The sequence below is a fragment of the Paraburkholderia bonniea genome (assembly GCF_009455625.1).
In the GTDB taxonomy this organism is placed as follows: Bacteria; Pseudomonadota; Gammaproteobacteria; order Burkholderiales; family Burkholderiaceae; genus Paraburkholderia; species Paraburkholderia bonniea.
This window is the reverse complement of sequence record NZ_QPEQ01000002.1, coordinates 125744-137371: the sequence shown is the minus strand read 5'-3', so window position 1 is coordinate 137371 and position 11628 is coordinate 125744. Positions and strand designations below refer to the sequence as shown.

Here is an 11628-nt window from a genome sequence, read left to right as displayed (position 1 = left end):
CACGCTAAGCCAATGCACTAAGCCAGCACACCTTCGCTCAAGCCACGCCCGGCGCACTCCGGGCGGTCTGCGACTGAACCAGTTGGGCAAGAAAACGCCATAGCGCATCGTCCGTTGCATACGGCACGTTGAAACGAAACCAGGCGCTCGGTGCAGCCGCAGGACGGAAATAAGCACCGGGTGCGAGCCAAATGCCTGCGGCTAGCGCTGCATTCGCCACCGCCTCCGCCCCGGCTGGTTCGAGCAGCAAGCGAGCCCACAGAAAAAGCCCCGCGCGCGGACGGTGAAACACCTCGAGCCCCAGTTCATCCAAGCGCTCTTCGACTCTTTCATGAGCCCGGCACAAACGCTCGGTGAGCGTCTCGACATGCCGTTGATGACGCCCTTCAAGCAGCACCTTGTGCACGATTCGCTCGGTCGTTTCTGAAGAAGTCAGCCCAACCGCCATCTTCACCCGCGCCAGTTCGCGCAGCACCTCGCGTTGCGCGACGATATAGCCGCAGCGCAATGCAGGCGTGATCGTCTTCGAAAAACCCCCTACATACAGCACCCGCTGCAACCCATCCAGCGCCGCAAATAACGGTGCGCCAGCTGGTGCGAGTTCACGGCTGACGTCATCTTCGATCAGCCACATCTGCTCGCGCTGAACCAGTTGCAGCAAGCGGAACGCCGCCGCCATGCTGTAGCTTGCGCCAGTCGGATTTTGCAGCACGGTATTGACGAAGATGGCTTTAGGCCGATGCCTCGCCACCAGTGTTTCCAGTACTGCCAGATCGACACCGGTTGCCGTGCGCGGCACGCCATGCACCACCAGCCCCGCCAGTTGCAGTATCTGCAGCAGATTGCAGTAGCCTGGATCTTCCACCAGGACGCTATCTCCCGGACGCAACAGCGTGCGCACGATCAGATCCAGCGCCTGGGTCGCACCCTGAGTCAGCAGCACATCGGACACATCTAGCGGCAAGCCACAACGGTCGAGCTGCGCCACGATTCGTTCGCGCAACGGCGCAAAACCATACGGCTGGCCGTAGTCGCCCAGCCGCACCGCAGGCACCCGGCCCACCGCGCGCAACGCATGTTGCAAGCCACTCTGGTTGATCCATTCATCCGGCAGCCAGCCGCCCCCGGCCTTGACTGGCATCGAATGATCCGCGAACACATCGGACAACAACCACGTCGCCGTCAGGCTAGGGGGTTGCCACGCCACCGCGCCAGGCGAGCACGGCGTGACAGCACGGGGCAGCACCCGGTAAGCCGAACCGCGCCGCGCCACCACCAGCCCTGCGGCCACCAACCGGTTGTAGGCCTCGACAACCGTGAAGGTGCTCAGATGATGCGTGCGAGCCAGTTCCCGCACCGACGGCAGCCGCGCCCCCGCCCGGAGCGTCTGCTGCTCGATTGCCTGGGTAAAGCACTGCACCAGTTGCTCAACTAGCGTTTGAGACGCGTCAGCGTCACGCCGTAATTCGAAGTCGATCATCGGGCTCGTGAACGTTAGAGAAGGGATGAGTCGCGTTATCGCGTTAGGGAGAAAGCACGCGGCGCTTAAAACACACCATAAAAAAAGCACCCGCATACCAATACAGTTGAGGCGTTTTTACCAGCACAGTAAACAGCGCCAGCGCGCCAACTGTTTATGTCCAGCATTTAACCCCGGGCGCTACAGTTGCCGCTACCACTTCGAGGAAATAAACCATGACTTCGCGCCCCGTTAGCGACGATCTTTCGTCTTTCTGGATGCCTTTCACCGCCAATCGCCAGTTCAAAAGCGCCCCGCGCTTGCTGGCCTCAGCCAAGGGCATGTATTACCGCACGACAGATGGACGCGAAGTGCTCGATGGCTGCGCCGGGTTGTGGTGCGTCAACGCAGGCCACGGCCGCGACGAAATCATCGCCGCCATCACCCAGCAGTTGGCTACGCTCGACTTCGCGCCCACGTTCCAGATGGGTCACCCGCTCGCATTCGAAGCGGCCAGCAAAGTAGCCGAGTTGATGCCTGCTGGGCTCGACCGGATTTTCTTCACGAATTCGGGTTCAGAGGCGGTCGATACCGCGCTGAAAATCGCGCTGGCCTATCACCGGGCGCGCGGCGAAGGCCAGCGCACCCGCCTGATCGGACGCGAGCGCGGCTACCACGGAGTTGGCTTCGGGGGTATTTCGGTAGGCGGGATCTCGCCTAACCGCAAAACTTTTTCGGGCGCGTTACTGCCTGGCGTCGATCATCTGCCGCACACCCACAACCTTGAGCACAACGCGTTCTCTCAGGGGCAGCCCGCCTGGGGCGAGCATCTGGCGGACGAACTAGAGCGGCTGGTCACACTGCACGACGCATCGACCATCGCCGCCGTCATCGTTGAGCCCGTGGCCGGATCGACTGGGGTGCTGATTCCACCTAAAGGCTATTTGCACAAGCTGCGCGAAATTTGCACCCGGCACGACATCCTGCTGATTTTCGATGAAGTGATTACCGGTTTTGGCCGTCTTGGCACCGCCACTGCCAGTGAATTTTTCGGCATCACGCCAGACCTGCTAACGATGGCCAAGGCCATCAACAACGCAGCGATTCCAATGGGTGCTGTCGCGGCCAGCCGCAGCATTCACGACACGGTGGTCAATCATGGCGCACCGGGCGCGATTGAGCTGTTTCATGGCTACACCTATTCGGCCCACCCAGCGGCAGCGGCCGCAGCCGTAGCCGCGCTAGCGCTGTATCGCCACGAGAACCTGTTCGCCCGCGCGGCAACGCTCGCACCCACATTTGCCAGCGCCGCTCACGCACTCCGTGATGCACAGCACGTCAAAGACATCCGTAATCTCGGGCTGGTGGCGGGTATCGAGCTAACGCCCCGTGATGGTGCACCGGGAGCACGCGCCTACGAGGCATTTGTTAAATGCTACGAAGCCGGTGTGCTGGTGCGTTTTACCGGCGACATCCTGGCGTTTTCGCCACCGCTCATCATTGACGAAGCGCAGATTGCTCACCTGTTCAATACGGTGCGAGCCGTGCTGGCGACGGTTGAATAGGCTGGGTTTTGCGGTGCGGCGAAAGGAGGGGATTGTCCGGTGGAAGGGGGATGCTGGCGGTGTGGGATGAGGGGGGGCGGCGGGGTCTTGCGGCGGGGGGTCTTACGGCGGGGTCTTGCTGCGGGGTCTTGCTGCGGGGTCTTGCTGCGGGGTCTTGCGGTGAATGCGGTGCCTTACGGCGGGTGCGGTGCGGGTACGGAGCGCAGCACATGAATGAATCAGACTGCACTAATGCCAGGACAAGCGCGCCAGAACAACCACACCGCCCGTGTGCCGCTGCCTGACGAGCGACGTAGCGCTACTTGAACAGACGCCGATCCAGTTCAAAGCGCTGCTTGTACAGCACCTTGACCTGCGTCATGCCTGCATGCACCGGATTGAGAATCAGGTTGTCATCTGTCGGGCACACCACCGACGGCACCCGCATCACCAGCCGTTTGCCTTCTTCCAGCCATTGCCGCGCCAGCGCAACCGTCGAGGCGGGATCGTGATCCAGCACGTTCCAGTCGTCAGGTAACGCAGGAACATACGCAGCCGTCACGGCCCGGTCTGGCACCTCAAGCGCCACCAGATAAAAATTGGCAACCGGTAAAAGACCTGCTGCATGCACCCGCGCTTCAAGCACGGCAGTCGAAGCACTGCAGCAGGTGTACAACACGGGCAAGCCCCGTGGATTCCAGCGCCCGCCTGTGAGCGCCGCACCATTGCCGCTCAGGTCATCCGCCCGGTAACGCCCGGGCTTTTCTTTTGCCAGGCGAAACACCTTCATACAGTGACGCCATGCTCAAGGCGCAACAGAATGTCGCGGACCCGGTCGAACCCCGTTTGGGTATCCAGCAGATTCAGCGGCCGCTCGTCACGCAATTGCGCATTCGGGCGCATGAGCCATTCGGCGGCCAGTTTTGGATCTTCCAGCACGTCAGCCGCCTGGCCATAAATCAGCATTGCGCGTGCGGCGCGGTCGGCCTCGCTGGCACTGAGCCGTTCACGCTGGGCGATCTTGCGATTGATCGTGCTTCCGGGCAAACGCAAGCTGGCCAGCAGCGATTGCATCGGAATACCTAATAACTCACTAGCAATGCGGTTGATAATCATCGCCTCCATGCCATCCCGAATCAGTTGAGATTGTTCAATCGGGTCGAGATCGAGAAAGAATCTGAAATCATCCTGCTCTAAACCCAGCCCATGTGTGCCGATCTGCGCGAGCCTTGCTGCCACTGCCAGCTTGACTACCGTTGCGCGGCTCCGGGCCCCGCGCGGCCCCTGTTCTTTTTGAATCGTATGTAGCGACATAAAGTTTCCCGGAGGGGTCATGTGCTGGTTTTATTCTATGGTCTTCCCAAATAAATAACAAGCCCCTCCCATTTGGGATATTGCTATTTGCAACGGATAGGTGAATAGGTGGATAGGCCCAGAGCATTTATCCAGCTCGAGCCCGCATCACAATGCCTTTGACCAGCAACGCGGCGGCGGCGGCCAGCGAAGGCAGCGCCAGCCAGGCAAAAATCGTGCTGAAGGCAAAGTTCGCCTGCAGCAGCAACCCGCCAGCGAAAGCGCCCAGAATTCCGCCAAGACGTCCTACACCTAGCATCCACGCCACCCCAGTGGCCCGCCCGCTCGTTGGATAAAATGCCGCCGCCAGCGCAGGCAATGACGACTGCGCCCCGTTCATGCACACCCCCGCCACGAAAGTCAGCAGTGCCAGCCACATCAGATGGCTGGCTTGCTGCCCCACCATCCAGACGAATAGCGCTGTCAGCGTGAATGCCAGTGCGATGACCCGGTGCGGCTCAAAACGGTCCATCAGCCAGCCCATCGCAATCGCGCCAATGCCACCGCCCAGCGGAAACAACGCGCTCACCAGCGCCGCTTCGCGCGCGGCATAACCCACGTCGTGCATCAATGTAGGCAGCCAGCTGGTCAGCAGGTAAAACACCAGCAGCCCGCAAAAATAAGTTAGCCAGAGCATTGCAGTGCCGCTTCTGAAACGCGGCGACAGCACCACTGAAAGCCCGGTTTGCTGCTGTAACGACACCTCTTCCGGCAGCACAAAACGCATCTGCCCAAACGCCATGCCTGGCGCAATGCGTTGCAGCACGGCTGCGATTTTCGCCCGCGGCCAGTCACGCAACACCATGAAGCGGATCGACTCCGGCAGCGCCAGCAGCACGACCACCAGCAACAGCGGAAACACCCCGCCAGTAATAAACACACTGCGCCAGCCGTAATGCGGCAGCAGCAGCGCGGCAACCAGCCCCCCCGCCGACGCACCGAGGGTAAAGCCGCAAAACATCGTATTCACCACCAGCGAGCGGCGACGCGCTGGCGCGTATTCGGCCATCAGCGTAGTGGCATTGGGCATCGCCGCACCCAGCCCGATGCCGGTCAGAAAGCGCATCACGGTCAACTCCGTTACCGACGATGCAAAGGCACAGACGATGCTGAACAGGGCAAAGATCAGCACCGAGCCAACCAGTACTTTCTTGCGCCCCATCCGGTCTGCCATCGGCCCGGCCATGAGCGCGCCCAGTGCGAGGCCAGCTAACGCGGCGCTCATTACCGGTGCCAGCGCGGTTTTCGACACCTGCCATTCCACCGCCAATGCGGGCGCAACAAAACCAATCGCCGCGGTATCGAAACCATCCGCCGCGACAACCAAAAAACACAACACCAGAATGAACCACTGATACGGCGAGAACCGCCGTTCGTCGATGAACTGCTGCACGTCAAGCGTGTGGGGCCTATCTGCCATGCGGATCTCCTCCAGATTTTTTTTCTGTTTTCACCAGCCTGCTGGATGCAGGCCCTTCATTTCACACCCGCATCAAAACCATTACAAACCAGTGCCGGTGTGAGCCCCCTCTGCGAATAGCTTGTCGGCCAGATGAAACGCCGAATTAGCAGCAGGCACACCGCAGTAAATCGCGGTTTGCAGCAAAACCTCCTTGATTTCAGCGCGAGTCACGCCGTTGTTTTTCGCCGCGCGCAGATGCAACGCCAGTTCTTCAGTGCGGTTCAGCGCAACCATCATCGCAATCGTCAGCAGGCTGCGCGTATGACGCGGCAAGCCGTCCCGGGTCCAGATTTCGCCCCACGCGTAACGGGTAATCAGATCCTGAAACTCGTGATTCAGCTCCGTGCGCGCGGCCAGCGAGCGTTCAACGTGAGCCTCGCCCAGCACCGCGCGGCGTACTTCTAGCCCGGCTTCATAACGTTCGTCGTTAGTCATGGCTGTCTGCTCCTTGAGAAAATTCAGCACCGTCCGGGTAAACAGTGGTGCCTGTTCAAGATTCGATAAATGCGCTGCGTCGAGTTCGACATAACGCGCGTCGGCAATCCGCAACGCCAGATCCCGGCCTTGCGCGGGTGTCGTCGCCAGATCATGCGTACCCGCCAGCACCAGCACAGGTGCCGTGATGCGCGCCGTGTCAGCGCGCAGATCCGCCGCATTGAGTGCGGCGCAGTTCGCCGCGTAACCTTCAGCGCTGGTATGCACGAACCCGTCCTGCAACGCAGCCAGCACGAGCGGTTCATGCGCTACGAAGCGAGCCGTGAACCAGCGTGACAGCACCGCATCGGCCAGCGCGGCCATGCCTTCGCTACGGGCCTTCGCGGCACGCGGCAGCCACACCTCAGGCGAACCAATGCGTGCCGCCGTATTGCACAGCACGACGCGCTCAAACCGCTCAGCGTGACGCGCGGCCAGCGCGATGCCGGTCAGGCCTCCCATCGACAGCCCGCAAAAATGCGCTCGTTCGATCCCCAGCCGATCCATTAAACCCAGCACATCGCTGCTTAACTGCTCGATGGTGTAGGGCCCCGGTGGAGCCGATGACTGGCCATGGCCACGCGTGTCGTAACGCAGCACACGAAACTGCTGCGCCAGCGCGCTAACTTGGGGGGCCCACATCGACAGGTCGCAACCCAGCGAGTTCGATAGCACCAGCCACGGGGCATCGGTGCTGTCACCATCAATCCGGTAATGAAGCTGAATGCCGTTAACGGTGAGATAAGGCATGCGGTTTTACTCCTGCGGTAAATGCGATGAATGCTGCGATGCGCGGCTAGCACGCGTGGTGTAAAGAGCCAGCACAGCGTCAACGCTGGCGCTCGCCTGGCCGGTGTAATGAGTGGGCTCAAGCAGCCGCTCAAGCTCGGCAAGCGGCAGATGCTGCGTGACCGTAGCGTCATCGGCCAGCACCTCGAACAACGTGCGGCCGCTTTGCAATGCGGCCCGGGTGGCCTGCTCCACGAGATGGTGCGCCTCAAGCCGGCCAGTCTGGTCCGCCAGCGCGAGCATCACCGCTTCGCCAAGAATCAGGCCATGCGTAACGTCGAGATTCGCCGCGAGGCGGGACGTATCTACTTCGATTCCGCTAATGATCTGCGCGGTCTGGGCCAGCGCGCCGCCTGTCAAGCGGGCAAGATCGGGCAACACATCCCACTCTGCCTGCCAGCCCCCCAGCGCACGCTCATGCTCCTGCACCATCGCGCTCAACATGGTCGCCACCAGCCCTGGCGCGCGCGTTGCCGCGCTCAGCACCGCAGCGCATCCCACCGGGTTGCGCTTGTGCGGCATGGTGGACGAGCCGCCCTTTCCTGGTGCGGCGGGTTCGGCCAGCTCACCGATTTCGGTTTGCATCTGCAGCGAGATATCGCGGGCCATCTTGCCCAGCGTACCCGTCAGGATGCCGAAGAATGCCGCAACCTCCGCCACACGGTCGCGCTGGGTATGCCACGACACGGCCGGCAGTGCCAAACCGAGCTCAGTGGCAAGCGTCTGCGCCACAGCCGGTGCGGCCTCGCGCAAGCTGGCCAGCGTGCCTGCCGCGCCGCCAAACTGCAGCACTAGCAGCCGCGCCCGCAGACCATCGAGCCGCTCGTGATGACGCAGCAACGCATCCAGCCATTGTGCAAACTTCAGCCCAAGCGTGAGTGGCAACGCCTGCTGCAACCATGTGCGGCCGACCATTGGCGTCGCGCGATGCTTGTGCGCCTGGCCCGCGAGCGCGGCGCAAAGCGTCTGCAAACCAGCATCCAGCAACGCGAACGTATCGCGCAGTTGCAGCACCATGCCGGTATCGAGAATGTCCTGACTGGTCGCCCCCCAGTGGACGTACTTCGCCGCTTCAACGTCAAGCTGCCTCACCTGCGCGGTGAGCTGCTGCACTAATGGAATAGCAAGGTTGCCGCCTGACGCGGCATCGCGCGCCAGCATTCCCGCATCAATCAGGCGGACAGCGCAAGCGGCCTCAATCACACTCGCGGCGTATGCCGGAATCACGCCGTGCGCCGCACAGGCGCGGGCCAGCGCGGCCTCTACATCGAGCATCCGTTGCAGCGTCACGCGCGGCGACCAGACCTCGTTCATCGGTTCGGTGCCGCAAATCAGGCTAGTCAGACGGACGCTGGAATCGAGCATGGAAATGGCTTCTACAGAACAGCAGCGCAGGAAAAAAGCGCGGGAGAGGAACGTGAGGGAAACGTGAGAAAAACGGCAACACAGGGGTAAGCAACACAGAGGCAAGAAAATCAGCGTGGCATGGGCATGGACATGGCTGAGGCCCCGGGGTGGCCGTAACCACGATCCGGCATCAGCCATGCATTTAATTCACCTGCTCCACTGGGGACGCACCGGTTGCATCAATCAGCGGCACACCGGTCAGCCGGGACAGCTCAGCAAAATCAATATCCGAAAATATCTCGCGCACCACCAGGCCATCGGGAGTGAAATCCAGCCGCGCCAGATCGGTATAGATCCGGTCCACGCAGCCCACTCCGGTCACAGGACAGGTACAGCTCGCCGTGATCTTGCTTTCGCCTTGCCGCGTCAAGTGCTCCATCATCACGTACACCTGCTTCGCGCCAAGCGCCAGATCCATCGCGCCCCCTACTGCCGGAATCGCATCCGGCGCGCCGGTGTGCCAGTTTGCAAGATCGCCAGTAACTGAAACCTGAAATGCACCCAGCACGCAAAAATCAAGGTGACCGCCGCGCATCATCGCAAACGAATCCGCATGGTGGAAATACGCGCCGCCAGTCAGCAACGTGACGTGCTGCTTGCCCGCGTTAATCAGCTCGTCATCTTCTTCGTTGGGGGCCGGTGCCGGGCCCATACCCAGCAGGCCATTCTCGCTATGAAGAAAAATTTCGCGGCTGGGGTCGAGATGATTGGCGACCAGGGTAGGCACGCCAATGCCAAGGTTCACATAAGCGCCTTCAGGAATGTCCTGGGCCACGCGCTGGGCCATTTGATCGCGGGTCAGTCGTTTCATGGTTTGAAATTCCCTGGTCGAACAGAAGTAGTCTGACGAAGTGCCGCTGCGCGCTCCACCGCCTGAGCGGCCTGAACCGCCTGGGCCGCTTGACCCACCTGCGGCACCTCAACCACACGCTGCACGAAGATGCCCGGAGTCACGATCGCTTCAGGGTCCAGCGCGCCAAGCAGCACCACCTGCGACACCTGAACGATCGTGGTCTTCGCCGCGCTCGCCATGATCGGCCCGAAATTACGGGCGGTTTTGCGATACACGAGGTTGCCCCAGCGATCGCCCTGATACGCCTTGATCAGCGCGAAGTCGGCAGCCAGCGGCGACTCAAACACGTAGTGACGGCCGTCGATCAAACGCGTTTCCTTGCCCTCAGCGAGCTGCGTGCCATAGCCCGTAGGCGTAAAAAACCCGCCGAGGCCCGCGCCAGCGGCACGAATCCGCTCAGCCAGATTGCCTTGCGGCACGAGCTCCAGTTCGATCTCGCCAGAACGATAAAGCGCGTCAAAAACATAGGAATCCGTTTGACGCGGAAATGAACAGATGATCTTGCGCACACGCCTGGCTTTGAGCAACGCGGCCAGGCCAATTTCGCCGTTACCGGCGTTGTTGTTCACGATGGTGAGATCACGTGCGCCCTGATCGATCAGCGCGTCGATCAACTCAGAAGGCATGCCCGCCGTGCCAAAACCACCAATCATGATCGTCGCGCCGTCATGAATGTCAGCGATTGCCGCCTGAAGTGAAGCGAATATTTTGTTAACCATGCCGAATCCCTTCTAGAACGCTGCAACAGATTGTTCGAATACGAGGTTAATTCTGTTCGACTAATGAATGAATCTGAAGCACGTTTAACGAACGTGCTGCGCATTATCTTAGTCGCGCAGAGACGCTGTCAAGGCAGTGCCCACGGCCGTCTGGCAAGGCATTTTGCATGCCAAAAGGCAACCCGGCGTAGTCTTCTGCCAGCACACGTGCGGCGGCTTGCGAGCGTGTGATTTGCCGGAGTTCTGCGAGGCGCAGACGCTGGGTGAAGGGTGTTTCGTCAGGGGTGGCATGCAGCAGATTCGTCATGCGCAAGGAGAAATGCTCCGCACGCCAGACCCGCTCCAGGCAAGTCGCTGAATAAGCCTCCAGCAAGTCCGTGCGATTGTCGCGGTAACGCGCCCCGAGCGCGCCCGACAGCACCCGGACATCCGCCACCGCGAGATTCATGCCTTTAGCGCCCGTGGGCGGCACGATATGCGCGGCATCACCTGCCAGAAAAAGTTGACCGTACTGCATTGGCTCGGTGACAAAACTACGCATCGGCGTCACGCTTTTTTGCATGATCGGCCCCTGAGCTGGAGTCCAGCCATCCGCGCTGGCAAAACGGGTACGTAATTCAGACCAGATACGGGCATCCGGCCAGAGCGCCAGATCTTCATGGATGCCGCATTGCAGATAAAGCCGCGTCACACGGGGTGAACGCATGCTGTAGAGCGCAAACCCGCGCTCGTGATGGGCATAGATCAGCTCATCGGCAACGATCGGAGCGTCCGCCAGAATGCCGAGCCAGGCAAACGGATACGTCCGTTCATATGTGCGCAGCACCTCTGATGGAATCGCCGCGCGGCTCACGCCATGAAACCCGTCGCAACCGGCGATGTAATCGCAGTCAATCTGCTGCCGCACACCTTGATGAGTAAATTGCACGGATGGCTGCCCAGTCTTGAGTCCGTCCAGTGCCACCTCGCTGACCTCGAAGTACATTTTTTGCTGCTCGCGCGAAGCCGCCGCCAGCAGATCGCGCACCACTTCATGCTGGCCATACACCGTAATCGCGCGCCCCCCAGTCAGCCCGGCGATATCGACACGATGCCGCTGATGCTCGAACAGCAACTCGATGCCGCGATGCACCAGCCCTTCGCTACGCATCCGGCAACCCAGCCCAGCCTCGTTCAGGGTATCGACCGTGCCTTGTTCCAGCACCCCCGCTCGCACCCGGTTTTCGCAATGCTCGCGCGAGCGGGCTTCAATCAGCACCGACTCGACACCCTGCAATCGCAGCAAATGAGCCAGCAGCAATCCTGCCGGACCCGCACCGATGACCGCCACCTGAGTACGCATGTCTTCTCCTCTCTTTTATTAGTTCGGACAACATGCGATTGTTCTTGCTTCTTTCTGGTACTGCAAGAGGGCCAATGCAATACGGGGTATAGAACGAAATTTCCCCCGCCTGAGCAGACAATTCCATGACCCGCCTCACCGTGAAGCGAATCACGTCCCAACAGCCGTGGCCAAAACATGGAACAATGCGCGATCTTTTGCCTCAGATTTTCTACAGGAGAACCCA

The 11628-nt window shown here is 60.8% G+C and carries 10 protein-coding genes; 1 reads left to right on the top strand and 9 read right to left on the bottom strand.

Annotated features, from left to right (window positions below; all coding sequences use genetic code 11):
- Window positions 1-37 precede the first annotated feature (37 nt).
- Window positions 38-1480, bottom strand: coding sequence for an aminotransferase-like domain-containing protein (locus tag GH656_RS14495; protein ID WP_153076781.1), 1443 nt, complete (start codon window positions 1478-1480; stop codon window positions 38-40).
- Window positions 1481-1695: 215 nt separating this feature from the next.
- Between GH656_RS14495 and aptA the strand changes: the two genes are divergently transcribed.
- Window positions 1696-3024, top strand: a complete 1329-nt coding sequence (gene aptA, locus GH656_RS14490; RefSeq protein WP_153076780.1) for an omega-aminotransferase AptA — start codon at window positions 1696-1698, stop codon at window positions 3022-3024.
- Window positions 3025-3322: 298 nt separating this feature from the next.
- Here the strand turns inward: aptA and GH656_RS14485 are convergent, their stop codons facing one another.
- The 8 genes from GH656_RS14485 to GH656_RS14450 all read right to left on the bottom strand — a co-directional run bounded on the left by GH656_RS14485 (window position 3323) and on the right by GH656_RS14450 (window position 11402).
- Complete coding sequence (locus GH656_RS14485) at window positions 3323-3793, bottom strand: RES family NAD+ phosphorylase (protein WP_153076779.1); 471 nt, start codon at window positions 3791-3793, stop codon at window positions 3323-3325.
- A complete protein-coding gene (gene parS / locus GH656_RS14480) occupies window positions 3790-4317 on the bottom strand; it encodes a type II RES/Xre toxin-antitoxin system antitoxin (RefSeq protein ID WP_153076778.1) in 528 nt (175 codons plus the stop codon). Before parS ends, GH656_RS14485 begins: the two co-directional genes overlap by 4 nt.
- Before the next feature lie 127 nt (window positions 4318-4444).
- On the bottom strand, window positions 4445-5776 hold the full coding sequence (locus GH656_RS14475) for an MFS transporter (RefSeq protein ID WP_153076777.1): 1332 nt from the start codon (window positions 5774-5776) through the stop codon (window positions 4445-4447).
- Window positions 5777-5857: 81 nt separating this feature from the next.
- Window positions 5858-7042: a bifunctional 3-oxoadipate enol-lactonase/4-carboxymuconolactone decarboxylase PcaDC gene (gene pcaDC / locus GH656_RS14470; RefSeq protein WP_153076776.1), complete on the bottom strand. Its 1185-nt coding sequence runs from the start codon at window positions 7040-7042 to the stop codon at window positions 5858-5860.
- 6 nt (window positions 7043-7048) lie between these two features.
- A complete protein-coding gene (locus GH656_RS14465; protein WP_153076775.1) occupies window positions 7049-8446 on the bottom strand; it encodes a 3-carboxy-cis,cis-muconate cycloisomerase in 1398 nt (465 codons plus the stop codon).
- A 184-nt stretch (window positions 8447-8630) separates the two neighbouring features.
- Window positions 8631-9299 (bottom strand): 3-oxoacid CoA-transferase subunit B, encoded by a 669-nt coding sequence (locus GH656_RS14460; protein ID WP_153076774.1) that lies wholly within the window; start codon window positions 9297-9299, stop codon window positions 8631-8633.
- Window positions 9296-10060 (bottom strand): 3-oxoacid CoA-transferase subunit A, encoded by a 765-nt coding sequence (locus GH656_RS14455; protein ID WP_174769793.1) that lies wholly within the window; start codon window positions 10058-10060, stop codon window positions 9296-9298. Before GH656_RS14455 ends, GH656_RS14460 begins: the two co-directional genes overlap by 4 nt.
- A gap of 103 nt (window positions 10061-10163) precedes the next feature.
- A complete protein-coding gene (locus GH656_RS14450; RefSeq protein WP_153076773.1) occupies window positions 10164-11402 on the bottom strand; it encodes a 4-hydroxybenzoate 3-monooxygenase in 1239 nt (412 codons plus the stop codon).
- Window positions 11403-11628: the final 226 nt, after the last annotated feature.